This window comes from Novosphingobium beihaiense, from assembly GCF_022832375.1.
Classification (GTDB): Bacteria; Pseudomonadota; Alphaproteobacteria; order Sphingomonadales; family Sphingomonadaceae; genus Novosphingobium; species Novosphingobium beihaiensis.
In genome coordinates this window covers 134,637-160,531 of record NZ_JALHLG010000003.1, presented here as the reverse complement: position 1 = coordinate 160,531, position 25,895 = coordinate 134,637, and the positions used below count along the sequence as shown (strand labels likewise).

Here is a 25,895-nt window from a genome sequence, read left to right as displayed (position 1 = left end):
ACTAGCGGGGCGGCCCTGACGGCCGGGATCAATTCAAACTGTGTTCCGGAAGGAGGGCTATTCGTGCCAGGTCACGCCGTCGCGCTCGGCAAGCGCGATGGCGGCCGACGGGCCCCAGCTTCCGGCTGTATAAGTCTTGGGCTCAAGCTGCTGTTCCTCCCAGCCGGCGCGGATCGCATCGATCCATTCCCATTGGGCCTCCACTTCGTCACGGCGGACGAACAGGGTCTGGTCGCCCTCGATCAGGTCGAGCAGCAGGCGTTCGTAGGCGATGCGCCGCTGCGGCCCGGCAAAGGCATCCGCCATCGAGATTTCCAGCGGGATTGAGCGCAAGCCGATCCCCTCACGGTCGAGGCCAGGCACTTTGGCCATCAACGAGAGCGTGATGTTCTCGCTCGGCTGGATGCCGATGACGAGCCGGTTGGCCACGGTCTTAGCCCCGCGCCCGGTGAAGATCGAATGCGGCACCGGGCGGAACTGGACGATGATCTCAGTCGTGCGGCGCGGCAGGCGTTTGCCCGTGCGCAGATAGAACGGCACGCCCTGCCAGCGCCAGTTGTCGATATGCGCCTTGATCGCGACGAAGGTTTCGGTGTCCGAATCCTTGCCGAGTTCCTCGTCGTATCCGGGTACCGCCTGCCCGCCGATGGCGCCTGCGCGGTACTGGCCAGTGACGGTTTCGCCGGTCTTCACCGCCCGCAGCGCGCGCAGAACCTTTACCTTCTCGTCGCGCACGTTGGTTGCGTCATAGGAGACGGGCGGTTCCATCGCCACGAGCGCGAGAAGCTGCAGCATGTGGTTCTGCACCATGTCGCGCAGGGCGCCCGAATCGTCATAATAGGCCACGCGCGATTCCAGCCCGACCGTCTCGGACACGGTGATCTGGACATGATCGATATGGGCCGCGTTCCACAGCGGCTCGAACATCAGGTTGGCAAAGCGCAGCGCCAGCAGGTTCTGCACGGTTTCCTTGCCCAGATAATGGTCGATCCGGTAGATCCGGTCTTCGGGGAAAGCGGCGGAAACCGCGTCGTTGATCACCTTGCTGGAGGCGAGATCGATACCCAGCGGCTTTTCGAGGCCAATGCGCACGCGCTCTCCCGCCAGGCCACTGCTGGAAAGGCCGTGGATGGTGGGTTCGAACAGGCTGGGCGCGGTCGACAGGAATATCGAAAGCCCTTCCTGCGGCGTGCCCACCTTGTTGGCCAGCGCGTCGAAACCGGAAAGATCGTTGGCGTCGAGCTGCTGATAGCTCAGCCGGTTGAGGAACGTGGCCATGCCGCCCCGCCGGTTGGCCGGCAGGAACTGTTCGAGCGATTCGCGCGCGAAGTTGCGGAAGCCGAGATCGTCCATGTCCGACCGGGCCGTGCCGATAATCTCGATCTGCGGATCGAGCAGATCCTCGGCGTCGAGCGCGCAGAGGGAAGGCAGGAGCATCCTGCGGGAAAGATCGCCGGTGGCGCCGAAGAGGAGCAAGCGATCGGAAGTGAATTTCGTCACGAAAACCTTTCCATCGGGAAAACCGCGCTCCTCCTCGCGGCCTTGTGAACGGGGGGCCTCCCGGGGATGGTCGTCACCCGTTCGGCTCTCGCGCACGCAGCATAACCACTGTCTGGGCGGTTGGCCAGCGGGCAAGAGCCCCCTGCTGCAAGCAGTTTGTGGATTTGATTGCGGAATTGCCTCGGTATTGCCATTGCCACTGGACTGTCTCTTTCAAATAGTAAGGACGGACCTTCGTGCGTGGCAGCCATATGGTAACAGTGTGGCAAGAGGATGCCGGAAAGGGGAAATGAACACATGACCGTCGAGGGAGTCTACCTCCTCGAACAGTTGCAGACGCCTGCGCTTGTCGTATCGCGGGGGCAGGTGCGCTTTGCCAACAGTGCGGCCCAGGGATTGCTGGGCGCGCATATTATCGGGCAGGACGTGCGCATCGCCATCCGCGATCCCAAGGCAGTGGCTGCAATCCTGAGCGATACTGGCGGTCTGGCGCAAGTGACCGGCCTTTCGACCGGCGGCTCGGTTTGGGAAGTGGATTGCAGGGCGCTGAGCCCGACCGACCGGCTGGTTAGCCTCTACGATCTTTCCGAGCGGGTCAGCGTCGCCAAATCCCATGCCGATTTCGTGGCCAATGCCAGCCATGAACTGCGCACGCCGCTGGCCAATGTGCTGGGCTACGTGGAAACGCTGCTAAACCCCAAGGCGGGCGGTGACGAGACGGTGCGCAACCGTTTCCTCGGCACGATCCGCCATGAAGCGCAGCGCATGCAGGCACTGATTGGCGATCTCATGTCCCTGTCGCGGATCGAGGCGGTGAAGCACGAGGTGCCCTCGGACCAGATCGATCTGGTCGCGCTGGCGCACGAAGTGGTGGGGGAATTCCGCAGCGGCGGACAGGTTTCGGTTACGGCCAATTGTACCGATGCCGTGATTGCCGGGGACCGCGGGCAGCTTTCGCAAGTGCTGCGCAACCTGATCGACAATGCGCTCAAGTACGGCAAGCCGGGCGGGGCGGTCATGGTTTCGGTCGAGGCGGCCAGCACCGGCTGGGTGCTGGTTTCGGTCCAGGACGAAGGCGAAGGGATTCCGCCCGAGCACCTGCCGCGCATCACCGAACGCTTCTACCGCGCCGATACCAGCCGCAGCCGGGCGGCTGGGGGAACCGGCCTGGGGCTTTCCATCGTCAAGCACATCGTCGAACGCCATCGCGGCCGCTTCGATGTTGAGAGCCGGTTAGGAGCGGGGACGACAGCTTCCCTTATGCTGCCGCTTAAGGAAGTTTAGCTTCTTTCCCGCATAAGCTGCCCCTTGCCGTCGCGGGTCGCGATAACGGGGGCGGGTGTTGCTCCCCTCTGCAGGGCCTTGCGCGGCAGCCGGGCGGACATCGATGTCCGTCCGGTTGCTAGGAAGGTTCAGGGGGGTTTTGATAGTGAATATTACGCTTCGCACTTCGGCGCTTGCGCTGGCCGTTTCGGCTGGCTGGGCGATGCCCGCGCATGCGGCCGATGCCGCATCGGTGCAGGAAGAACTCGCGGCGATGCGCGCGCAGATGCAGGCCATGGCCCAGCGTATCGATACGCTGGAAGGGGAACTGGCCGAGGCCAACGCCAAGGCGGATACCGCCAGCCAGGCCGCACAGGTGGCAGCACAGACCGCAACCGAAGCCAAGGCCACGGCCGAAAAGGCTCCGCCCGTGCAGGTGGCTTTCAAGGGCGCGCCCGAATTCAGCGGTGAGGGCGGCTGGCGTTTCAAGCCGCGCGGCCGTGTTCAGCTTGACGCAGGCGGCATCAATGCGCCTTCCGGCCTGTCCGGCTCGGGCAATGACCGTCTGGGCGTCGGCACCGAACTGCGCCGCGCCTGGATCGGGTTCGAAGGCGCCATGCCGGGCGGCGTGGGCTACCGGGTGGACGTGAGCGTCGGCGGTTCGTCGGTATCGCTGGCCGATGCCTTCGTGTCCTACAAGGCAGGCAGGCACGTCACTTTGAAGCTGGGCAACCAGAAACCGTTTACCGGCCTCGAAGACCTGACGGCAAACCTCTATACCAGTTTTACCGAGCGTTCCGCTGTCAGCGAGGCGTTCGGCTTCGAGCGCCGCCTTGGCCTGAGCGCGCAGTATACCAGCGGCGATGTAATCGTTCAGGGCGGCGTGTTCAGCGACAATCTTTCGACGATCAGTGCCGATACCGCCAAAGTCTGGAGCGTGGACGGCCGTGTCGTTTTCGCGCCCAAGCTGGGCAGCAGCACGCTGCATCTGGGCGGCTCGGCGCACTACAAGGAACTGGGCGGTTCCGTGGTTTCGTCCCGCTACCGTGCGCGCCCGTTCCTGCATTCGACCGACCTGCGCCTTGTCGATACCGGCACGCTTGCGGCGGATAGCGAAACCCAGCTGATGCTCGAAGGTGCCTGGATTTCCGGCCGCTTCCATGCGTCCGCCGAATCGCGCTGGATGAAAGTGAGCCGTCCTGGAGTGGCCAATTCCACTTTCACCGGCGGGTATGGCGAAGTGGGCTATCTGCTGACCGACGATACGACGGCCTATTCCGGCGGTGTCTTCAAGCGGATCAAGCCCCGGCACGGGCTGGACAAGGGAGGCATGGGCGCCGTGCAGGTCAATGCGCGCTATGACTGGGTCGATCTTGTCGATGGTGGCATTATGGGCGGGCGCCAGAAGACGGCCGGACTGTCGCTTGTCTGGATCCCCGTCAGCAACCTTCGTCTGCTCGTGAACTACGGCCACTCCTGGGTCGATGACGCCGCGGTTACGGCCGATGGTGACGGTTCCTACGGCATCGATTCCATGGGAATGCGCGCGCAAATCGATTTCTGATCCCTTTCCAAGGCCGCTTCCGGCTTGTCCGGGCGGCCTTCGCTGGGGCCCCGGGGCAGCTGGATCGCATTGATCCGGTTGTTCCGGGGATCGCGATATCTGAAGGCAGGGCCGGATCCCCGGTTCCTGCCTTTTGTCTTTGGCCCGAGGCTTCCCGGCGATTTTCGCAATACGGCGGCACGCGGGGACTGTAAGCCTGCGTCCGGGCCTGGACGATTTACGTTCCGTCCGTCATCAAAGTGAAATATAACAGTCATACTGGCGTCGCCAAATTGTAACCTAGTGTTCATAAGGGGTGCTGGAAGTGAGGGCTATCATTCGCGTTTCGACGGTCGCTTTGGCCGTTTCCGCCGGTTGGGCGCTGCCCACTCAGGCCAGTGCCGCCGATGCGGCATCCATTCAGGAAGAACTCGCGGCGATGCGTGCGCAGATGCAGGCGATGGCGCAGCGGATCGATTCGCTGGAAGAGGAACTGGCCACCGCCAAGGCCGAAGCGGCTTCCGCTGCACAGGTTGCCGGGGATGCGACGCAGGCCGCCGCCGCCGCGCAGACTGCCGCTGCCAAGGAACCGCCGGTGAAGATCGCGTTCAAGGGCGCCCCGCAGATCAGCACGGACGACGGCTGGAGCTTCAAGCCGCGCGGCCGCATGCAGGTCGATTTCGGCAGTGTGAACGGGCCTTCGGGGCTGACGGTGGGCGAGCAGGCGCACCTTGGCTCCAGCGTCGAGTTCCGCCGGGTCTATCTGGGCTTCGACGGTTCGATGCCGGGCGGTTTCGGCTACCGGGCGGAGATCAACGTCGCCAATTCCGATGTGTCGATCAACGACATGTACCTGACCTATCAGGCGGGCAGGAATGTCACCCTGACGCTGGGCAACCAGAAACCGAACTGGGGGCTGGAGGAAATGACCTCCGATCTGTTCACCAGCTTCCAGGAGCGCGCCAGCTTCTCGCAGGCGTTCGGTTTCGAGCGGCGGATCGGCCTCAATGCTCAATATCTGGGCAAGGGCGTGGTTGCGCAACTGGGCGTCTTTGCCGACGATCCCAAGTCGCTGGGCAGCGACAGCGACAAGTCGTGGAGCGTCGATGGCCGTCTGGCCGCGATGCCCAGGGTTGCGGGGGGCACGCTGCATCTGGGCGGCTCGGTTCATGTGCGCACGCTCAATGATACAATACCGACCGTCACGTATCAGACCCGTCCGTTCGTCCACACGACCGATCTGCGCTTCGTGAAGGCGGGCATTGGCAGCGCCACGCAGGAGCGCGGGCTGGGGCTTGAAGCTGCCTATATCAAGGGCCGCTTCCACGCGACGGCGGAAAGCTTCTGGCAGACCGTTCGCCGCACCGGCTTCAAGGATCCCACTTTCAATGGCGGTTACGCGGAAGTGGGTTACCTGCTGACGGACGATACGACCGCCTACAAGAACGGCACCTATGGCCGCATCAAGCCCAAGCATGGTCTCGACAGCGGCGGCCTCGGCGCGGTGCAGATCAATGCCCGTTACGACTGGCTGGATCTGACGGATGCCGGAATCCGTGGCGGACGCCAGCAGACCGCCGGGATTTCCGCGCTGTGGATTCCCACGGACTATGTGCGCTTTATCCTCGATTACGGGCATGTCTGGGTGAAGGACGCGCCGGTCACGGCCAATGGCGATGCCAGCTATGGCGCGGATGCCATGGGCATGCGCGCGCAGTTCGACTTCTGATTCCGTAGCAAGCGCTGGCAAGGCCGGGCACTGCGCTCTGCCCGCGCTTGCAACCTGGCGTTCCTGCGCCTAGACCGGGCCCGTTGGGTTTCTTGTCGCAAAATGTCGCAGAAATTGGCCAAAAACCAAGCATTTTTCAGCAATTTCCGGAATCGGCATACAATGTCATGTCTTCGTCATGGAAGTGTCATTGTACCCCAATAGGGGCGTTCCAGAATAAAGCCCAAGGGGTAAGTCTATGCGTTCGACCAACACATTCATCTTCGCTGCCGTTTCCGTCCTCGCGCTCAGCGCCTGCGGCGGCTCGGGCGGATCCGGTTCCGGTGCGCGCGATTACGTGACGGCCGTGGGGTCTTCCACGGTCTATCCGTTCGCCACCGCCGTGGCGGAAGAGTTCGCCAAGTCCGGACACAAGTCTCCGGTCATCGAATCGACCGGCACCGGCGCGGGCATGAAGCTGTTCTGCGCGGGCATCGGTGCTCAGAATCCCGACATCGAGGATGCTTCGCGCCGCATGAAGAAGTCGGAATACGAACTGTGCCAGAAGAACGGTGTGACCGACATCGTCGAAGTGCAGGTCGGCATCGACGGCATCGCCTTCGCCGAAGACAAGAAGGGGCCTGGCTTCGAGCTGACCCCGACCGATATCTACAAGGCGCTGGCCGCCAATCCGTTCGGCAAGCCCAACACGTCCAAGACCTGGAAGGATGTGAATCCTTCGCTGCCCGCCGAGCCGATCCTCGTCTACGGCCCGCCCTCGACTTCGGGCACGCGCGATGCGCTCAAGGAGCTGATCCTGCAGGCCGGCTGCGATACCGACCCGGCAATGGGCGAGCTCAAGAAGAGCGATAAGGACAAGTACGAGGCGGTCTGCCACGACATCCGTGAGGACGGTCCCTATGTGGATGCGGGCGAGAACGACAATCTGATCGTTCAGAAGCTGTCGCAGAACCCCAAGGCCATCGGCATCTTCGGCTATTCCTATCTGGAAGAGAACATCAACACGCTGAACGGCATCCCGCTTTCGGGCGTGAAGCCGACTTACGACGCCATTGCGAACTTCAGCTATCCCGGCGCGCGTCCGCTCTACATCTACATCAAGAAGCAGCACCTCGGCCCGATCAAGGACCTCAAGGCCTATGCCGAGGCCTGGACCCAGGCCTGGGGCCCCGATGGCTACCTCAAGCCGAAGGGCATGATCATTGCCACCGAAGACGTGCGCAAGAAGAATGCCGAGGTCATTGCCAACATGACGCCGCTCGATCCGAGCGTGCTGAAGTAAGATCCGCAGACACTTTGTGCGCAGGGGCGGCCCGCCGGGCTGCCCCGCAAGCCTGAATGCCCAGAAGTAAAGGACGTTACGGCCAGTTATGATTCTCTCAGGAGTTCTCCTGGCCGTGATCGGCCTGGGCCTTGTCGGCTGGTTTGCCGCACGGGGCCGGGCCCGGCTGCTCTATACCGGCCGGGGATCGATGCATTCGATGCCTGGCTACCACGGCTGGCACATGGCGCTGTGGATCCTGGTTCCGGCGCTGCTGGCCTGGTCTGCATGGTCGATGATCATGCCCGGGCTCGTCGATGGGGCCGTCATGGCCGATCCAGCCGCTGTGCAGCTTCCCGCCGGTGACATGCACCGGGCGGCGGTGCTGGCCGATGCCCGCAACCTTGCCGCCAATCCAGACGCCGTGGCTTTCGATCCGCTGGCCGAGGAACTGGCCAAGCCGATGCGCGCGGCACAGGGGCGTTTCAGTGCGATTGGTGCGCTGCTGGTGCTGATCGTCGCGCTGGCGGGCGGCGGCTACGGCTTCACCCGCGTCCGTGCGGGCTTCCCGGCGCGGACCCATGTCGAACGGGCGATTCTGGCGCTCCTGCTGATTGCCTCGCTGATGGCGATCCTGACGACGTTCGGCATCGTTGCCTCGCTGTTGTTCGAGGCCGGGCTGTTCTTCAAGGATGTATCCCCGATCGCCTTCCTCACCGGCACCCATTGGGCGCCGGGCAATGCGCGCGGCGTCGATATCGATGGCAACTTCGGCGCGGTGCCGCTGTTCTGGGGCACGATCTATATCGGTGCGATCATCGCCATGATCGTGGCGATCCCGCTCGGGCTGATGAGCGCGATCTACCTCACGCAATATGCATCGAGCACGATCCGCAAATGGGTGAAGCCGATCCTCGAAATCCTCGCCGGTATTCCCACGGTGGTCTACGGCTACTTCGCCGCGCTGACGGTGGCGCCGCTGATCCGCGACACCGCCGCTTCGCTCGGCGTCGCCAACCCTTCGACCGAGAGCGCGCTGGCCGCGGGCCTTGTCATGGGCGTGATGATCATCCCCTTCGTCTCCTCGATGGCCGACGATGCGCTGGCCGCCGTGCCGCGCGCGATGAGCGATGGTTCGCTGGCACTGGGCGCGACCCGTTCGGAAACGATCAAGAAAGTGCTGCTGCCCGCCGCGCTGCCCGGCATCGTCGCCGGTGTGATGCTGGCGATCAGCCGTGCGATCGGTGAGACCATGATCGTGGTCATGGCCGCCGGTGCCTCTGCGCGTCTCAGCGCCAACCCGCTCGCCTCGATGACCACGGTGACCTACCAGATCGTCCAGATGCTGACGGGCGATCAGGAGTTCAACAGCCCCAAGACCCTCTCCGCTTTCGCGCTGGGGCTGGTGCTGTTCATCGTCACTTTGATCCTCAACATCATCGCCCTGCGCGTCGTCAAACGGTTCCGCGAAGCTTATGAGTAATAACTCCACTTTCAGCTCGCCGGCGTTCGCGAAGCGCCTGGCCCGCCGCCACGCGGCAGAGCGCCGCTTCAAGCTCATCGGCCTGGGCGCCATTGTGCTCAGCCTCGCCTTTCTGGCGCTGCTGCTGTTCATCATGATGCACAACGGGCTGGGCGGCCTGAACTGGAATTTCCTGTCAGGTTCGGATTCCACCGATCCGCACACGGCCGGTATCTGGAGCGCGGCCAAGGGCTCGATCCTGACGATGCTGGTGACGCTGCTGCTCTCGTTCCCGATGGGCGTGCTGGCGGCGATCTACCTTGAGGAATTCGCGCCGCGCTCGCGCTGGATCGAGCTGGTCGAAGTCTCGATCAACAATCTGGCGGCGGTGCCTTCGATCATCTTCGGCCTGCTGGGCCTTGCCGTCTTCATCAACACGCTGAACCTGCCGCGCTCCTCGCCGCTTGTGGGCGGGTTGACGCTGGCACTGATGACGATGCCAGTCATTGTCATCTCCGGCCGCAACGCGATCAAGGCGGTTCCGCCCTCGATCCGCGATGCCGCGCTGGCAGTGGGCGCTTCCAAGGTGCAGGCGGTGTTCCACCATGTGCTGCCGCTCGCGCTGCCCGGCATCCTCACCGGCACCATCATCGGCATGGCCCGCGCGCTGGGTGAGACCGCGCCGCTGCTGATGATCGGCATGCGCGCCTTCATCGTCACGCCGCCGGGCGGGGTCACCGATCCTTCCAGCGTGCTGCCGATGCAGATTTTCCTGTGGTCTGACGAGATCGACAAGGCTTTCGTCCAGAACACTTCCGCCGCCATCATCGTCCTGCTGGTCTTCCTGCTGGTGATGAATGGCCTTGCGATCTACCTTCGAAACAAGTTCGAAGTGCGCTGGTAGGGACATGACCGAAACCAAGCTTACAGCCCGCAACGTCGACGTGTACTATGGCCCAAAGAAGGCCATAGACAACGTATCGATCGATATCGACAATGGCATCGTCACTGCCTTCATCGGCCCTTCGGGGTGCGGCAAGTCGACGTTCCTGCGTTCGCTCAACCGCATGAACGACACGATCGCCGGGGCCCGCGTGACGGGGGAGATCCTGCTCGACGGTGAGGATATCTACGCCCCGTCGATGGACCCGGTGGCCCTGCGCGCCCGCGTCGGCATGGTGTTCCAGAAGCCGAACCCGTTTCCCAAGACGATCTACGAGAACATCGCTTACGGCCCGCGCATTCATGGCCTTGCCTCTTCCAAGGCGGAGATGGATGCGGTGATCGAAAGCTCGCTGACCAAGGCGGGCCTGTGGGACGAAGTGAAGGATCGTCTTTCCGACGCCGGAACCGCGCTATCGGGCGGCCAGCAGCAGCGCCTGTGCATTGCCCGCGCGATCGCCGTCAGCCCCGAAGTGATCCTGATGGACGAGCCCTGTTCGGCGCTCGACCCGATCGCGACGGCCAAGATCGAGGAACTGATCGACGAGCTGAAGGAAAACTATGCGATCGTGATCGTCACCCACTCGATGCAGCAGGCCGCCCGCGTTTCCCAGCGCACGGCTTTCTTCCACCTTGGCAACCTTGTGGAGTATGGTGAGACCAGCGAGATCTTCACCAACCCGCGCGAAGAGAAGACCAAGGACTATATTACCGGCCGCTACGGCTGAGAAGGAACACGCCATGGTAGACCATACCGTCAAGGCATTCGATTCGGAGATCGGCCAGCTTCGCGGCCTCGTCGCGGAAATGGGCGGCCTGGCCGAAGTGGCCATCCGCGATGCCATCACCGCGCTCACCCAGCATGACGAGGACCTGGCCGAGCGGGTCGTGGCCGCCGATGCCAAGCTCGATGCGCTGGAAGCCGAAGTGGATCGCCTTGCGGTGCGCACCATCGCCCTGCGCGCGCCGATGGCCGACGATCTGCGCGATGTGATCGCCGCGCTCAAGATTTCAGGTGTGATCGAGCGTATCGGCGACTATGCCAAGAACATCGCCAAGCGCGTCAATGCGCTGGAAGGGCGCTACAAGATCGAGCCGGTGACGCTGGTGCCGACAATGGCCGAGATCGCCGAGAGCATGGTGCGCGACGTTCTCAACGCCTATGGCTCGCGCGATGCGGCGCTGGCGGTGGAAGTGATCCGGCGCGATCAGAAGCTCGATCAGTTCTACAACACGCTGTTCCGCTCGCTGTTGACGCACATGATGGAAAACCCGGCCACCATCACCAGCGCCGCGCAGCTGCTGTTCATCGCCCGCAATCTGGAACGCATCGGCGACCATGCGACCAACGTCGCCGAGATGGTATACTACGCTGCCACCGGCGAATACTGCACCGAGCGTGACAGCCAGACCGACGATACGGGGCTGAGCGCATGAACCCCACCGTTCTTGTCGTCGAGGACGATACGGCCCTGTGCGAGTTGCTGACCTGGAATCTCAGCGCCGAAGGCTATGAAGTGCGTTCCACCGCCGATGGTGAGGAAGCGCTGCTGATGGTGCGTGAGCAGATGCCCGATGCCATCGTGCTGGACTGGATGATCGAGCAGGTGCCGGGCATCGAAGTCTGCCGCCAGCTGCGCAAGGACAAGGAGACTGCGCAGATCCCGGTCATCATGCTCACCGCGCGCGGCGAGGAAGAAGACATGATCCGCGGGCTCAAGACCGGCGCGGATGATTACGTCACCAAGCCGTTCTCCCCGCGCGAACTGATGGCCCGGATCGAGGCGCTGCTGCGCCGTTCCCGCCCGTCGCTGGCAGGCAATGTGCTGCAATGGGGCGATATCGAGCTGGACGCCACCAGCCACCGCGTGCGGCGGGGCGGCGAGCCGCTGCACCTTGGCCCCACCGAATTCCGCCTGCTGCGCTATTTCATGGAACGCCCGAACCGCGTTGTCTCGCGCCAGCAGATTCTCGATGGCGTCTGGGGCATGGACTCGGACATCGACGAGCGCACCGTGGACGTCCACATTCGCCGCCTGCGCAAGGCGATCAACCGCGATGGCGACACCGATCCCATCCGCACCGTGCGCGCCGCCGGTTACGCGATGGACGTGAATTGAGGCGAGGCTTTCAGGCCGCGTTTTGAATTGTCTCCGCTTGTCCTGAGCGAGGTCTTACGTCCGGCAAATTCCGTCCGTTCGTGTCGAGCCCTTCGACGCGCTCAGGATAAACTTCGGGCTGAAAGCCCGAAATCGAGACACGCCAGCACTGTGCCAACGTGTCTCGACTTCGCTCGACACGAACGGGAAGGGCGGGGCCACTGATCGCCCCTGCGCCTTGCCGGGGCATGCCAGCCCACTAATGTCGCTGCCGAACCATATCCACGGGACAGGCGCATGACGGGCATAGGCTTCGGCTACCTTTACGATTTCCGCAATCCGGCACAGTGGCAGCAAGCGCCCGAAGCGCTCTACAGCGAAACCCTGGACGCTATCGCCGAGACCGAGGCGCTGGGCTTCGACGGCGCCTGGGTGCCCGAGCATCATCTGGCGGACGATGGCTACATGTCCTCGCCGATGGTGGCGCTGGCGGCCATCGCCGCGCGGACCAGCCGGATGCGGATCGGTTCCGGCATCGCGCTGGGGCCGCTCTACGAACCGCTGCGCTTTGCCGAGGATTGCGCGGTGCTCGATACGCTGTCTGGCGGGCGGCTCGCGATGGGGCTGGCGATCGGCTACCGGGCCCGCGAATATGCCGCGCACGGGCTCGATTTCACCAAGCGGGGCGCGCGCTTCGATGAATTCCTGCACATCGTGCGCCGCTTGTGGGACGGCGAGACGGTCGATTTCGAAGGCAAGTTCTTCAACCTGAAAGGCGCCAAGGCCCGTCCGCTTTCCAGCCGGGGACAGATTCCGCTCTACATCGGCGGCTTTGCGCCCAAGGCCATGGCGCGCGTGGCGAAATATGGCGATGGCTACTTCGGCAACGCGGATATCTGGCCGCTCTACAAGCAGAAGCTGGAAGAGCAGGGCAAGGACCCGGCGCAGGCCAGGATCTGGATTCAAGGCCTGATGATGGTGGTCGCGCATGACAAGCAGGCGGCGCTGGACGAACTCGCGCCCTACTATCACCACGTCAGCAATGCCTACGGCGAATGGATGAACGAGGACAAGGCGATCGGGCTCGACGATGCGGCGATGAAGCCCATGGACCTCGATGCTTTCAAAGCCAGCGGCATCATGCAGATCCTGACGCCGGACGAGGCGATAGGCTACTTCACCCGTCTGCTGGAACAGGCGCCGGTGGAGCATTTCACGATGATGAAGCCACCCGGACTTCCGGCGGAGCGCTTCCTCGCCTATGCGCAGACCTTTGCACGGGAAGTGATCCCGGCATTCCGGTGAGGGCGAATTGACGAGCGGGGCACGGGAAACAGGGGCAGGCGGCGAACGCCGTGGCGGAGGCAGCCCGCAGTCGGTGACGCGCGTCATCCGCCTGCTGGAGGCTCTGTGCGCCAGCAACGAACCGGTTTCACTGGCTGATCTCAGCCGCCGTCTTGCCACGCCCAAGAGCAGCCTTGCCGCTCTGCTGCGCGGCCTTGCCGATGAGGATCTGGTGATAGCGGCGGATGGTGCCTGGCGGCTTGGCCCCGGCGCTTTCGGGCTGGGCAGCGCGCTTACAGAAGCGCGCCGCCGCCTGCACAGTTCCGATCTGGTCCGCGAAGGTATGCGCCGCCTGTGCGAGCGGACAGGCGAGACCGTGCTGCTGGCCGTGGGCGATCATGAGGGCGGCATGGTGACTTATGTTGATCTCGTCGAGAGCCGCAATGTCGTGCGCTATTCGGTCTCGATCGGAGACCGGCGCCCGTTCTACGCAACGGCAGGCGGCCGTGCGTTGCTGGCGACCTGTTCGCCGGAGGCCGTGAAGTCCTACCTCAAGCGCGTGGCCCCCGAACGCCTGGCCCGCACTACCGAGATCGATCCTGTTGCCTTGGCCGGGGCGGTAGAACAGGCCCGCCGCGACGGTTTCGCACAGACCGTTGATCAGGCGGCGGACGGCGTGACCGGCACTGCCAGTGTGATCCGCGATGCGGCAGGCGGCGTGGTTGGCGCATTGGTGGTTGCAGCGCCCAGCGAGCGTGCGCAGGGCCGTCTGGATGAACTGGCTGGGCTGGTGCTGGACGAGGCTGCCGCGATCTCTCGCAGCCTGGGGTTCCGGTGATTTAGGGGCCGCGTCTCAATCAGCACCACGTTCCGTTCGTGTTGAGGCGCAGAAGCGGCCTATTCCACCTCGAATACCAGCAGTACATTGCCCGGCATCTTCGAAACGAAGCCATAGCCTGACGAGACGATGAGCTGGCCGCGGTCCGCCACCGGCGCCGCCCCGCCGCTCATCGCGCCGCCTTTGGCGGGCACCCCATTGACGGTGGTAAAGTCCTGGGCAGTGTCGAACTGCCAGAGTTGTGCGCCGGTTTCGGCATCGAGGATGCGCACGTAGCCATCATCTCCTCCTGCCAGCACCAGTTCGGGCGTTACGGTAAAGGCGCCGCTGTTGCCGGGCACGCAGAGCGGGCGGCCCTTGCAGACTTCGTCAGGCGCGGGGGCACTCCACAGCGGCGTTCCGGCCGCAAGATTGAGCGCATGGAGGCCGGGGGCTGGCGGGAAAGGGCGGTCGACGAAATCGGGCATGTCGCTGATGGCAACGTAGACGCGGCCGCTGTCCGCCGCGAGGCCGAAGTGCACGCCGCCCGCCATACCGCCGCGCCCCACCTGCCGGTGCCAGGCCAGCTTGCCGGTCTGTGCATCCACGGCCCAGACTTGGCCCGATTTCTGTCCGCCAAGGACATAGTCTCGTCCGTCTTTGCCCGTGGCGAGAACAGGGAGAGCGCCGAAGTCATAGTCCGGCCCGGCGTCTTCGGGGCAATTATCGGGATCTGGCGTGACGCAATCGACATTCCAGGCATCGCCTGCGAGCGCCTGAAAATGCCAGCGGATCGCGCCTGTGCGCAAGTCCATCGCGACAAGCGCGTCGGACAGGTCCGTTGCCGGATGGGTGTAATTGTCGCCTGTCGCCACGATCAGGTTGCCGCGCTTGCGGTCGATGGCGATGCCTGCCCAGACCGGCACGCCCGAGGGGCCGAGGGTATTTCCACCGGGTTGCGGCCTGGGTTCGCCCACCAGCCAGGTCCGCCACTTTTCGGCGCCCGTGCGGGCATCCAGCGCAAGCACCGAGCCACGGAACGAGCAGCACTTGTAGCCCGGCGTGGCCGCTGCGGCCTCTTCCAGTGAAGAAACCGGCACGTAGAGCGTATCGCCATGGAGCGCCGGGCTGGCGGTGATGACGGCGGCAGGATGTTCGTCTGCATGGACTTTCCAAACCAGCTTGCCGGTAAAGGCCTCTACGGCATAGGCGTTGCCTGCCCAGTCGCCGAAATAGGCGAGGGGCACGGCACCGGCATCGCCTGCTTCCCAAGGAGAGAGGACGATGGCGGTGCGCACTTCCGCGCCGGCGTCGAATGTCCAGCGCATGCAGCCGGTTTCGCGGTCGAGCGCATAGACCTTGCCGCCGTGGCTGCCCGCGAAGATCGCGCCGCCGCCCAGCGCCGGTTGCGAGCGGGCGCGGCTGGCCTGCGGGAAGCCGAAGGCCCATTTCAGCCGGAGCCTCCTCACGTTCGTCTTGCCGATCCCGGCCTGCGCGGTGGAGATCGAATGAGTCGCGGCATGGTCCAGTCCTGCTCCGGCGAAGGCGGGGATCTGCCTGCGGTCGAACGCTGCGTGGTCTGGGGCACAAGGCGGCGGTTCCGGCAGCGCCGCCTGCGCGGTGCCAAGGGCCTGGCCGGAAAGGTGTTCGGCCACTTTTACTTTCTGTTCGCGGCTGAGCGCGGAACCTTGCGCCTGCATGGCGCCGCTGGTCAGTGCCGTGACAATGGCATCGGGCGTCATGTAGCTCAGCAACACACGCGCAGGCGCCCGGCCCGCGCCGGTTTCATGGCAGGCCGCGCATGCGGTGCGATAGACCTGGGCGCCTTCGGGAAACTTCTCGCCTGCCGGGGTGACGCCCGGAGTGTTCTTCACGGTCTCTGCAGAGGCAGCACCGGCGAAGGAGCCTGCGGCGGCCAGGAGAATGGCCAGCAGCCCGAAGGCCAAAGGCGCCAGTCTTGGCGGAGGCAGCGCGCGATGCGGCTTCATGAAATTCCCTCTCCCGAATCCCTTTGCGGAAGAAGGAACAGCAATCGGCAGGGACGGTCAAACCCCGGGAACGGGCAAGCGCCTTATGCGGCGCTTTTCAGCGCGGGGCCCTGGCCATTGACCGCCGCCACGATGGCACGAAGGAACTGGCCGGTGGCCCGTTCCCACGAATAGAGCGCGCCCATCGCCGCTGCCTGTTCGCGTTCGACGCGCAAGGCGGCAGTGATGGCCTGTTCCAGATCGTTGGAGATGGCGCCGCCCGGGTGGGGCAGGCGTGTTTCGACACCGCAGCCATCGGGGCCGAGGATGTCGATCGGGCCTGTTACTGGATAGGCCGCCACAGGCGTGCCGCAGGCCAGCGCCTCGATCACGACGAGGCCGAAAGTGTCGGTCAGGCTCGGGAACACGAAGCAATCGGCGGCGCGGTAGGCAGACGCGAGTTCCTCGCCCGCCAGCGCGCCGAGGAACAGCACGCCGGGATAGCGGCGCTTCAGGCTTTCGAGCGCGGGGCCATCGCCTACCACGACCTTGCTGCCGGGCACATCGGCGGAGAGAAATGCCTCAAGGTTCTTTTCCGGCGCGACGCGTCCGACATTCAGCAGAACCGGACCGGGCAGGGCGGTCATGGCCGGATGGCGCGGGCCTTCCGGTTTGAACAGGGTGTGGTCGATGCCGCGGCTCCACGGCCGCGTGTGGGCGATACCGCGTCCGGCCAGTTCGTCTGCCAGGCTTCGGGTGGAGACGAGCACGGCGCTGCTTGGTGCGTGGAAGCGCTGCAGGATCGGCCAGAAGTATTCGGCCGAAAGCCCGGTGCGCACAGCGGCATATTCGGGAAAGCGGGTATGGAAGGCAGAGGTGAACGGCACCCCGCGTGAAAGACACCAGCCGCGCGCGGCCCAGCCGATCGGCCCTTCAGTGGCGATATGGACGATTTCCGGAGCGGCCCGGTCGAGCATCCGGCGCACGCCGAAGCGCGGAGCCATCGCCAGCCGGATCGAGGCATAGCCGGGCATCGGCACGGTCAGGAACCGGTCGGGCGTGATCGTCTCGACACTGTGACCGCGTGCGCGCAGTTCATCGAGTGTGGCGGAAAGCGAGCGGACGACACCGTTGACCTGAGGCAGCCAGGCGTCGGTCGCCAGAGCCAGTTTCACGCGTTTGCTCCAGCCGGTGCTTCGGCTGCGGCCGCGGCGCCCAGCTCGCTGACGGCAACCTCGCTGGCATGGCCGCCGGTCTCGGCGACCCAATCGATGATTGCGATGTTGCCTTCGAAGTCTTCGGCCAGCGCGGTGCAGCTTTCCACCCAGTCGCCGTCGTTATAATACGTGATGCCGCCGAACTGGCGGATCTCGGCGCAGTGGATGTGACCGCAGACCACGCCGTCGAACCCACGGCTCACCGCTTCGGACGCAACAGCCTCTTCATAGCTGCACACGTACTGGACCGCGTTCTTGACCTTCTTCTTCATGTAGGCCGAAAGCGACCAGTAGGGCATTTTCAGGCGGCGGCGCACGGCGTTGAAGGCGATGTTGGCGCGCAGCAGCATGCCGTAGGCCTGGTCACCCAGGAAGGCGAGCCACTTGTGGTAGAGCACGACGCCATCGAATGCGTCGCCATGGGTGATCAGCAGCTTGCGCCCGTCCACTGTCTCGTGAACCGCTTCGAGCGCGAGTTCGACGCCGCCGAAAGTCAGCCCCGCATAGTCACGCAGGATTTCGTCATGGTTGCCAGCGATGAACACCACGCGGGTGCCGCGATGCGCCATTTTCAGGATGCGGCGCACCACTTCGTTGTGGGCATCGGGCCAGTACCAGCCCTTGCGCAGCCGCCAGCCATCGACGATGTCGCCCACCAGATAGAGCGTCTTGCACTCAACCGACCGCAGGAAATCGACCAGCAACGCCGCGTTGCAGCCGCGCGTGCCGAGGTGGATGTCCGAAATCCAGATCGTGCGGTACTTGCGCTTGGGCCGAAAGCCCTTGGGATCGGGAAGGTCGAGCCAGGCTGGAATACCGGCCGCCGGGCGGGTGTACTGATCGAGAAGAGTATCCATGTCGGTTCGCATCGCTCGGTTGCCCCCGGTTGCTCGCGATGCGTTCCTTGGCAGAATGGCGTTGCGCCGCCGTGACGTTTGCGGGTCAGTTCAATGACAATCCACATACGCGGCTGCGGGATAGAAGTTTTCACACTCCCGTCACCGATACGTCACCCGTTCGTCATAATCGGAGGGCAGACAGCCCGCCAAGTTAACCGGGCAGGGGCAATGCGGCGGATCGATATATTACTGGCCAGTGAGCTTTCCGGAGGGCTGGCAGCTTTCCGGCATGACGAATTCGACGTTGTCCTGCACCGTTGGACGGATTTCGCCGAACTTCCCCTGATCGAAGGGGCACTGTGGATCTTCGTCGACTGGGTTCTGCCCGAAATGTCGGGGCTGGAGCTGTGCCGCCGCCTGCGCGCCGATCCGCTGACGGCCCATGCCCATGTCACCATGGTGCTTGAGGAAGACAATCTGGAGGACCGCAAGCGCGCGCTGCGCATGGGCGCGGACGACTATATGGTCGGTCCGCTCACCCGTACCGCGCTGCTCGACCGGGTGCTGGGCGCCAATCTGGGCGATCAGGACAGTGCGGGCATCCGTATGGTCGCGCAAGGCGATCTTACGGTGGATGTTGCGGCGTTCCAGGCGCGCTGGCAGGGCAAGCCGATCCCGCTGATGCCCAACGAACTGCGCCTGCTGCGCTATTTCATCGAGCATCCGGGGCGCGTGTTCAGCCGGGGGCAGCTTATCGCCGCGCTCGGCAAGCAGGAACCGCCGGTGGACGAGCGCACCGTCGATGTATGGATTGGCCGTCTGCGCCGCGCCCTCAAAAGCGCAGGAGCGGGTAATCCGCTGCGCACAGTACGCTCGCTGGGATATGTGTTCGACGCGGTGTAGGCGGCCAAGGGGCGCTCAAGTCCCCCTGGCTATACTGTCTCCAGCCGGTGCGGCGGATTAGAATTCCGACCAGTCTTCAGTAGCAGGCGCCTGTTTGAGCGCCAGGTTGCCCTCAAAGGCCGGAGCAGGCCGGGCGGCGGCGGGCCGCGGGGACTTAGCGCTCTTGGCAGCCGTGACGGTCTGAACCGGGGCCTTTGCGCCGGAGAAGCTGAACCGGCCCACGACATGCGAAAGTTCGCGCGCCTCGTCCGCCAGAGAGCGGGTCGCGGCGCTGGCTTCTTCCACCATGGCGGCGTTCTGCTGCGTAACCTGATCGAGTTCGCTCATGGCGGTATTGACCTGGCTGAGGCCTGCGGCCTGGCTCTGCGAGGTTTCCGCAATGCCTGCGATCTGTTCGTTCACATCGCTGATGCGGGTCATGATCTTGGAGAGCAGTTCGCCGGTTTCGCCGACCAGCTTCACACCGCTTTCCACCTGTTCGGTCGATGCCGTGATCAGCGCGCCGATGTCCTTGGCGGCATCGGCCGAGCGCTGGGCGAGCGCCCGCACTTCGTTGGCGACGACCGCGAAGCCCTTGCCCGCATCACCGGCGCGGGCGGCTTCCACCCCGGCGTTAAGTGCCAGGAGGTTGGTCTGGAAGGCGATCCCGTCAATCACGCCGATGATCTGGCTGATTTCCTGCGCGGAATGCTCGATTGCGCCCATGGCCTGCACGGCGCGGTCGACGACGGCACCGCCTTCGGTCGCTTCGCGGTGGGCATTGGAGATGGTGTTCTGAGCGCCGACGGCGGAAGTGGCCGTTTCGTTGACGCCCTGCGTCACCTGATTCATGGCCGCAGTGGTCTCTTCGAGGCTGGCGGCCTGCTGTTCGTTACGGCGCGACAGGTCGTCCGACGCGGTATGGATTTCGGAGGAGCCGGTCAGCACGGCATTCGCTGTCCGCTGCACCGTTGAGATCGTATCGGTCAGCGATTCCACCGCGCGGTTGAAGTCCTGGCGCAGCGCTTCGTATTCCGCGGGGAAGGTTTCGCGGATCTCGCAATCGAGGCGATTGTTCGACAACGCCTTGAGCGCCTGCCCGAGCCTGGCGACCACCAGTTCCTGGCCTTCGTGGTTCTTCTGAACCTGAACGGCGTTGTCGCGGAAAGCCGCCATGGCCTTGGTCATGCGGCCAACGCAGTCCTCGTAATCGGTATAGAGCACTTCACTGCTCGTATCCCCGGCGGCCAGGGCCTCCATGCGGCCGACGGTATTCACATAAGGCGTACAGATGCGCTCGCCGGAAACCAGAACAGTCGCAGTGATGGCGGCGCAGGTGAGCGCCGCGATCGCCATTAAGAGGATGGCAGGCAGGTCGCTGTATACAGCCGCTGCCGTCGTAGCCAGTCCGATAAGGCCCAGGCCCGTGTGAACAATCAGCAGCGTTTTGAACTTTTCGCGTATGGGCGCTTTCTTTTCGAACCACTCAAGCATGTGCCGTTCCTTGCAGGAAAACTCTGGCTTGATTGCTGGTTGAAAAGCCCTCGCCAAAGTTGTCATTCATTCGTCAAGTTAAATGACTGTCACGCCCTAATAGTGCACGGACGCGAGTTTTCTGTTTGAACGGGCCTACGCGGACCCACGTAGGCGGGGAGTCTCGTTCCAGTCAAAGTACGGACGATGCAGTGCCTGTTTTGAAACGGATTTTCTGTGCCCCGCCTGTCAAACCCAGCCGGTTGTCTGCACAAGCAGCCACAGCCCGATGGCAAGGAACAGCAAAGCGGCGATTATGCGTACCGTGCCGAGCGGCACGCGCCGGACGATCTCCTGCCCCAGGAACACCGCCGGCGCATTGGCGATCATCATCCCCAGCGTGGTGCCGGTCATCACAGGCAGCACGCTCTGGAAACGGGCGCCGAGCGCGATCGTGGCGATCTGGGTCTTGTCGCCCATCTCGACAAGGAAGAACGCGATCGTGGTGGCCAGGAACGGGCCGAAGCGGCCAGGCTTTGGTTCGTCGTCTTCCTCGAATGTATCGGGGATCAGCGTCCATCCCGCCATGACGATGAAACTTGCCGCGATGAGATAGCGAAACCAGCGCCCGTCCAGGAGCGCGGCGGCCTGTTCGCCTGCCAGCGCGGCCAGGAAATGGTTGGCCAGTGTCGCCACCAGAATACCGGCGATGATGGGCCAGGGGCGGCGGAAGCGGGCAGCCAGCACGATCGCCAGCAACTGCGTCTTGTCGCCGATCTCCGCAAGGGCAACGACGGCGGTGGAGGTGAGAAGGGCTTCCAAGAAAATTCTCCGGGCCGGGCAGACAGGACGCAACGACGCATACGGCACCCGCCCGGCCAGACGGAACCGCAAGCGTCATTGGTCTCGCCCGAGCGGTATCCCACTCTCCTGCGCGCCATGGCCTCTCGGCCAAGTATGTTGACGGCAGGTTCCGCCGGGAATGGGCGGACGGCTACTCCCCAGATGACAATGGCCCGCTTACGCGATGCCTGCCGGGCGGGAAAGCCAAAAAAAAGGCCCGGCCGCATGATTGCAGCCGGGCCGTATAGGTGCCGTCGGAAGGGCAGGGACCTTCCGGTGAGGAACAGGTTAGAACTTGATCGAAGCCGATGCCGAGAACACGCGGCCGACGTCGTAGGTGTTGACGTCGATCCGGCCGGTCGGAAGCAGCTGGTATTCTTCGTGCTTGCGTCCGGTGATGTTCCGGGCCTCAAGCTTGAGCTCGATTTCCTTGCTGCCCAGATAGATGCCCTGGCGCGCAACGAAGTCGATGGTGAGGCCGGGGTTCTCGACGTAGTCCGGCTGCCCGGAGTTGGCGAGACCGCGGCTGATCGAACGCTTGCTGGCATAGTTGAACAGGAAGGTCTGCTGCGACAGGCCGCCCTGCTGCTCCAGGCCGATCTGGACGTTGGCGATATGCTCGGACTGGCCGGTCAGCGGCGATCCATCACGGAAGTAGGCGCTGGCCGGGGAATTCGGAGCACCGAACACGTCCGTGGTGTCGCTTGCGCCAACTTTGATCTTCGACTTGGTGTAGGTGTAGTTCGCCCCGATCAGCAGGCGACGGTCGGCGAACAGGTCGAAGTACTTCTGCAGCTCGACTTCGGCACCGTAGAGGTCAGCCTTCGGTGCATTGGCATAGCTGGTGATGAAGCTGTTGACGTCGGTCAGGTAGGTTTCGATCGGGTTGTCGAGGCGCTTGAAGAACACGCCGACCGATACCCGCTGGTCACGGTCGAAGTACCATTCGAAACGGCCTTCGGCATTGTACAGCTGGCTGTCTTTCAGCAGCGGGTTGCCCCGGTAGCTGCGGTTGCTGTCCGGATCGAAGAAGGTCTGGTACAGCAGCTCGCGGAACTGCGGGCGTGCGATCGTTTTCGAGGCGCTGACCCGGACCTGCATGCCCGGCTGGACTTCGTAAGTGAGGGTGAGTGCCGGGAGCCAGTACTCGTTTTCGAGTTCGGTATCGGGGATCGAGGTCGTAGTGCCGGTGACGGGGACCACGGCCGCCTTCTGGTTGGCATATTCCCAACGCACGCCCAGATCGAACGAGAGGGCATCCGTCAGCTGACCGGCCAGCTTGGCATACCAGGCGTGGTTGTTCAGCGATGCGTCGAAGGCGGCGCCGCCAAAGTCGATCTCGTTGGTCAGGATCGAATAGTTCAGGCCGGCCACGTCGTCGACGTAGAAGGTGCCCGGCTGGAACAGAACGTCCGGACGCAGCAGGCCGAACGACGAGATCAGGTTGTTGTCACCCGCGGCGCGGAACTGGAAAGCGCGGCGCGAGGTGCTGCGGTCGTTGAGCTGGTAGGCATAGCCCACCGTGCCCGTCCAGCCCGGCCCGAACGTGTGCGAGAGGTCGGCACCGGCAGACCAGACATCTTCGTCAAGCTTGGAGAAGGCCACGCGGGCATCGCCCTGGTTGCCGCCGTCCAGACGGTTGACGTAGGAATCGCCGAACGGGCCGCCCGAATTGAGGCGCACGTACTGGAATTCGATCTCGTAAGGCGCATCGCGCTTCGATTTCGCGTATCCGCCGCGCAAGTCGAGTTCCGTGTCGCCACCAAACTTGAATTCGCCGACGAGCTGGGTGTCGAAGAGCTGACGTTCATACCAGCCGGTATCCTGATACAGATAGTCGATCGTGGTATTGTTGTCCTGCTGGCCGGAGCGCAGGCCAGCCCGCTTGATGGTGTCGTGGATATAGAGGTTGGTCCAGCGCAGCTGGTTCTCGCCCCATTCGAGCCCGAGCCCGAGCAGCCCGTTGACGACAATGTGGTTGTCGGTAACGACATTGCGGAAGTTGCGGGCAAACTGATCGGCTTCAAGGCCGGCAACGCGCTGCTGCGTGATGTCCTTGGTCTGCCACTTGTTCGAGTAGCCAGCCGCGCCGATCACGCCCAGCGTTGCGCCGCCCATGTCGAAGCTGGTGCCTGCCGAAAGGCTTCCGGAGAAGTTGACGGGCAGGTTCTTTTCGGTCTGGACCACGGCGTTGCGCCCGTTGATCAGGGTGCTGCCGATCGCCTTGGCTTCATCGCTCGAACCGTCGAGCAGCGTGCCGCTCTTCAGGTACTGCTTGAGTTCGACCGACTTGTTGCGGTTGCCGTTGTCGTAGCCCGTCCAGTCGGTCTTGCTGCCGTAGTAAGTATAGCCGAGCTTGTTGGTGCTCTCGCTGTCCCAGCCGATGCCGCCGCCGATGGTCAGGAAGCTCTCGGTGGGAATGGCCTTGGTGGTGAGGTTGATCACGCCGCCGCCGAATTCGCCGGGGAAGTTGACCGAATAGCTCTTCTGCACCAGCGAGGAGGCAATGACGCTGGTCGGGAACAGATCGAGCGGAACGACGCGCTTGAGTGGTTCCGGGCTTGGCAGCGGCGAACCGTTGAGCAGTGCCAGCGAATAGCGGTCGCCCAGGCCGCGGACGTAGACATAGCCGTTGCCGACAACCGAAAGACCGGTCACGCGGCCCAGAGCGCCGGCAATGTCGCCTTCGCCGGTGCGGGCGATTTCCGCGCTCGAAAGGACGGAAACGACCTGCGGCGCATATTGCTCGATGTTGCGTTTGCGGTTGCCGGTGACGATGATTTCACCGCCGGGCAAGGAGACGTCGGGAGTATCGTCCTGGGCGTCTTCTGCTTCGGATGCGGAGGACTGGGTGCTTGTGTCGGCGGGCGGAGTGCTTTCCTGCGCGTGCGCCAGAGACGGCACAAGCATCGACGTGGAAAGCAGCAGCAGCGAGACTAGCCGCGGCTTGGTCATCTAAATTCCCCCTGAAAACAGGTTTTGAATGCAATGAAGGGGCGGCCATAAGCGACCGCCCCCTCCCTATGTTCCGGGCGGTCCCCGATCAGGTGGTGGGCAGCGCCGTGCAAGCTTCACCCGAGCCGAATTCGGCGATCGAGCTGTCGCAGGTCCAGCCCTGATACCAGGTGTCGGCCGCATTCTTGACCGCGCCGATGTAGTCGGTGGTGTCGAAGAAGGAGTCGAGCGTGCTGGCGTCGAACGGGCTTACACCGCTTTCGTTGGTGCCGTTCACAAAGGCGTCAGTCAGCGTGGAAGTGAACGAGTCGTCGTTGCCGTTCGCACCCGAACCGAATTGGGTCTGGGTGTCGGTGACGCTGTAGGAGCCGGTGCCAAGGTACTTGGCAGCGTTACAGGTCATCACCGTCGAGTAGGCGGTGAGAGTGGCCGGGGTGGTGCCCGAACCGTTCAGACGCAGACACTCGTTGTTCGGCACGTTGAGGATGCCGTTGACCCAGGTGATGTCCGAGTTGCCGCGGATCAGCACGGCAGCATCGTCGCTGTTGTTGTTCGCGCTGGGCTGAACGCCAGTGAAGTTGGCGATGATGGTTTTCTGGCGCGGGGTGTCGCTTTCGGCGCCGTTGCTGTCGATTTCCATCAGGGCGTCGCCGTCACCGTCGCGCTGCAGCAGCAGCAGGTACTGGAACTTGCCCTGGAGGCCGGTGTCGAGGTCGAGGCTGTCGTCGTCGGCACCCACGGAGATGTAGTGCTTGAAGCCCACGTTGCCGCCGAAGAACTCGGCGCCGTCGTCCGAGCTGTTCACGCTCTGGAAGTATTCCAGCGTCGTGCCGCTGCCCACGCCTTCTGCGGTCAGCGACTGAAGTTCCACGTCCGAACCCAGGACGTAGCCCGAGTAGCGGATCTGGAAGTACCGCATGGTGCCGGCGTCGTAGGTGTTGTCGTTGCCGCCGAAACGGGCGGGGTTGACCGAACCTTCGGTGTCGCGCTCGCAGTTGCTGTTGGCGATCGAACCCACGGTGCAGTCCGTGACGGTGCCACGGCCCATCAGGACGACGCCGCCCCACTGGCCCTGCGCGGTGTCATCGTTCTCGCCGCGCACGTTCTGCGCGCTGGTGAAGATGATCGGCTGGGCGGCAGTACCCTGCGCGTCGATCTTGTTGCCGCGGTTGACGGCGAGCCAGGCGGCTTCCGAACCGTTTTCGCCATAGACGATGACGCCGGGGTTGATCTTCAGGGTAACGTTCGTGTCCGACGTCAGCGAGCGGCCGTTGCAGCTTGCGGTCGTCGTGGTGTAGGCGGCGCCGGTGGCGGGGGCGTTGAAGCCGCCATCGCAGCCAACGTCAACGCGGCCGTGAAGGCGATAGAGCAGGCCGTCGATCTTCGGCAGCGTGGTGTCCGCATCGATCAGCGCGGGCAGGGTGCAAACGCGCCAGGTGCCTTCGGGACCGCTGATCGTGCCGTCGTTGCTGAGCTGGGTCGTCGCGCCGATCGCGGGGCAGTCGGCCGCGGCAGTGACCGTGCCGGATGTCGGCGTGGGGGTCGGAGCCGGAGTCGGGGCCGGGTTGTTGACAGTGATGCTGCCGGCACCCGGCGAAGAGATATCATCAGCGCCGCAGCCGGCGAGAGCGAGAGCGCTGCAACCAACAAGCAGCAGACCGGAAATTTTCTTCACGTAGTTTCCCCCGTGTTCGAGTCGCGGACGAGGCGGCGATTCCACACCTCGTTGCAGGGGCCTCTAGGCGGCAGGGGTGACAGTTTGTTGGCGCTACAGTGACAATAATATTCACTTATATGACTTGAATATGACCATCGGTGC

Annotated in this window: 20 protein-coding genes and 1 riboswitch; of the genes, 12 read left to right on the top strand and 8 right to left on the bottom strand. The window is 63.9% G+C overall.

What is annotated here, in order from left to right; genetic code table 11:
* Positions 1 to 57: 57 nt before the first annotated feature.
* Positions 58 to 1,500, bottom strand: a complete 1,443-nt coding sequence (zwf, locus tag MTR66_RS02060; RefSeq protein ID WP_243917464.1) for a glucose-6-phosphate dehydrogenase — start codon at positions 1,498 to 1,500, stop codon at positions 58 to 60.
* Between the two features lie 297 nt (positions 1,501 to 1,797).
* On the opposite strand from zwf, the gene MTR66_RS02055 reads away from it, so the two are divergent.
* From MTR66_RS02055 to MTR66_RS02005, 11 genes are all read left to right on the top strand, one after another.
* The gene (locus MTR66_RS02055) at positions 1,798 to 2,784 is read left to right on the top strand and encodes a sensor histidine kinase (protein ID WP_243917462.1); all 987 of its coding nucleotides are present in this window, start codon (positions 1,798 to 1,800) and stop codon (positions 2,782 to 2,784) included.
* A 145-nt stretch (positions 2,785 to 2,929) separates the two neighbouring features.
* Positions 2,930 to 4,327 (top strand): OprO/OprP family phosphate-selective porin, encoded by a 1,398-nt coding sequence (locus MTR66_RS02050; RefSeq protein WP_243917460.1) that lies wholly within the window; start codon positions 2,930 to 2,932, stop codon positions 4,325 to 4,327.
* A gap of 304 nt (positions 4,328 to 4,631) precedes the next feature.
* Positions 4,632 to 6,035, top strand: a complete 1,404-nt coding sequence (locus MTR66_RS02045; protein ID WP_243917458.1) for an OprO/OprP family phosphate-selective porin — start codon at positions 4,632 to 4,634, stop codon at positions 6,033 to 6,035.
* Positions 6,036 to 6,273: 238 nt separating this feature from the next.
* A complete protein-coding gene (locus MTR66_RS02040; protein WP_243917456.1) occupies positions 6,274 to 7,317 on the top strand; it encodes a substrate-binding domain-containing protein in 1,044 nt (347 codons plus the stop codon).
* Positions 7,318 to 7,405: 88 nt separating this feature from the next.
* On the top strand, positions 7,406 to 8,779 hold the full coding sequence (gene pstC / locus MTR66_RS02035) for a phosphate ABC transporter permease subunit PstC (RefSeq protein ID WP_243917454.1): 1,374 nt from the start codon (positions 7,406 to 7,408) through the stop codon (positions 8,777 to 8,779).
* Complete coding sequence (gene pstA / locus MTR66_RS02030) at positions 8,772 to 9,662, top strand: phosphate ABC transporter permease PstA (protein ID WP_243917452.1); 891 nt, start codon at positions 8,772 to 8,774, stop codon at positions 9,660 to 9,662. The genes pstC and pstA overlap by 8 nt, the downstream gene beginning before the upstream one ends.
* Before the next feature lie 4 nt (positions 9,663 to 9,666).
* On the top strand, positions 9,667 to 10,428 hold the full coding sequence (gene pstB, locus MTR66_RS02025) for a phosphate ABC transporter ATP-binding protein PstB (RefSeq protein WP_243917450.1): 762 nt from the start codon (positions 9,667 to 9,669) through the stop codon (positions 10,426 to 10,428).
* Between the two features lie 13 nt (positions 10,429 to 10,441).
* Complete coding sequence (phoU, locus tag MTR66_RS02020; protein WP_243917447.1) at positions 10,442 to 11,137, top strand: phosphate signaling complex protein PhoU; 696 nt, start codon at positions 10,442 to 10,444, stop codon at positions 11,135 to 11,137.
* Positions 11,134 to 11,820, top strand: coding sequence for a phosphate regulon transcriptional regulator PhoB (gene phoB / locus MTR66_RS02015; protein ID WP_243917445.1), 687 nt, complete (start codon positions 11,134 to 11,136; stop codon positions 11,818 to 11,820). The genes phoU and phoB overlap by 4 nt, the downstream gene beginning before the upstream one ends.
* A 276-nt stretch (positions 11,821 to 12,096) precedes the next feature.
* Positions 12,097 to 13,104 (top strand): LLM class flavin-dependent oxidoreductase, encoded by a 1,008-nt coding sequence (locus MTR66_RS02010; RefSeq protein ID WP_243917443.1) that lies wholly within the window; start codon positions 12,097 to 12,099, stop codon positions 13,102 to 13,104.
* A 73-nt stretch (positions 13,105 to 13,177) separates the two neighbouring features.
* A complete protein-coding gene (locus MTR66_RS02005; protein WP_243917440.1) occupies positions 13,178 to 13,921 on the top strand; it encodes an IclR family transcriptional regulator in 744 nt (247 codons plus the stop codon).
* A gap of 59 nt (positions 13,922 to 13,980) precedes the next feature.
* Here MTR66_RS02005 and MTR66_RS02000 read toward each other — a convergent pair whose 3' ends face one another.
* The 3 genes from MTR66_RS02000 to MTR66_RS01990 form a co-directional block, all read right to left on the bottom strand.
* Positions 13,981 to 15,888 carry an outer membrane protein assembly factor BamB family protein gene (locus MTR66_RS02000; protein WP_243917438.1) on the bottom strand — a complete coding sequence of 636 codons (1,908 nt, stop codon included), beginning with the start codon at positions 15,886 to 15,888 and terminating at the stop codon, positions 13,981 to 13,983.
* An 83-nt stretch (positions 15,889 to 15,971) separates the two neighbouring features.
* Entirely contained in the window at positions 15,972 to 17,042 is a 1,071-nt protein-coding gene (locus MTR66_RS01995) for a glycosyltransferase family 4 protein (protein ID WP_243917436.1), read from the bottom strand.
* Positions 17,039 to 17,953: a UDP-2,3-diacylglucosamine diphosphatase gene (locus MTR66_RS01990; RefSeq protein ID WP_243917434.1), complete on the bottom strand. Its 915-nt coding sequence runs from the start codon at positions 17,951 to 17,953 to the stop codon at positions 17,039 to 17,041. The genes MTR66_RS01995 and MTR66_RS01990 overlap by 4 nt, the downstream gene beginning before the upstream one ends.
* Positions 17,954 to 18,151: 198 nt before the next feature.
* On the opposite strand from MTR66_RS01990, the gene MTR66_RS01985 reads away from it, so the two are divergent.
* The gene (locus MTR66_RS01985; RefSeq protein WP_243917432.1) at positions 18,152 to 18,826 is read left to right on the top strand and encodes a response regulator transcription factor; all 675 of its coding nucleotides are present in this window, start codon (positions 18,152 to 18,154) and stop codon (positions 18,824 to 18,826) included.
* 57 nt (positions 18,827 to 18,883) lie between these two features.
* Here the strand turns inward: MTR66_RS01985 and MTR66_RS01980 are convergent, their stop codons facing one another.
* From MTR66_RS01980 to MTR66_RS01965, 4 genes are all read right to left on the bottom strand, one after another.
* The gene (locus tag MTR66_RS01980) at positions 18,884 to 20,299 is read right to left on the bottom strand and encodes a methyl-accepting chemotaxis protein (RefSeq protein ID WP_243917431.1); all 1,416 of its coding nucleotides are present in this window, start codon (positions 20,297 to 20,299) and stop codon (positions 18,884 to 18,886) included.
* A gap of 228 nt (positions 20,300 to 20,527) precedes the next feature.
* Positions 20,528 to 21,100, bottom strand: coding sequence for a TMEM165/GDT1 family protein (locus tag MTR66_RS01975; protein WP_243917430.1), 573 nt, complete (start codon positions 21,098 to 21,100; stop codon positions 20,528 to 20,530).
* Positions 21,101 to 21,294, bottom strand: a riboswitch (yybP-ykoY riboswitch). It lies immediately after the preceding gene.
* Between the two features lie 115 nt (positions 21,295 to 21,409).
* Positions 21,410 to 24,076 (bottom strand): TonB-dependent receptor domain-containing protein, encoded by a 2,667-nt coding sequence (locus MTR66_RS01970; RefSeq protein WP_243917429.1) that lies wholly within the window; start codon positions 24,074 to 24,076, stop codon positions 21,410 to 21,412.
* An 88-nt stretch (positions 24,077 to 24,164) separates the two neighbouring features.
* The gene (locus MTR66_RS01965) at positions 24,165 to 25,751 is read right to left on the bottom strand and encodes a hypothetical protein (RefSeq protein ID WP_243917428.1); all 1,587 of its coding nucleotides are present in this window, start codon (positions 25,749 to 25,751) and stop codon (positions 24,165 to 24,167) included.
* Between the last annotated feature and the right edge of the window lie 144 nt (positions 25,752 to 25,895).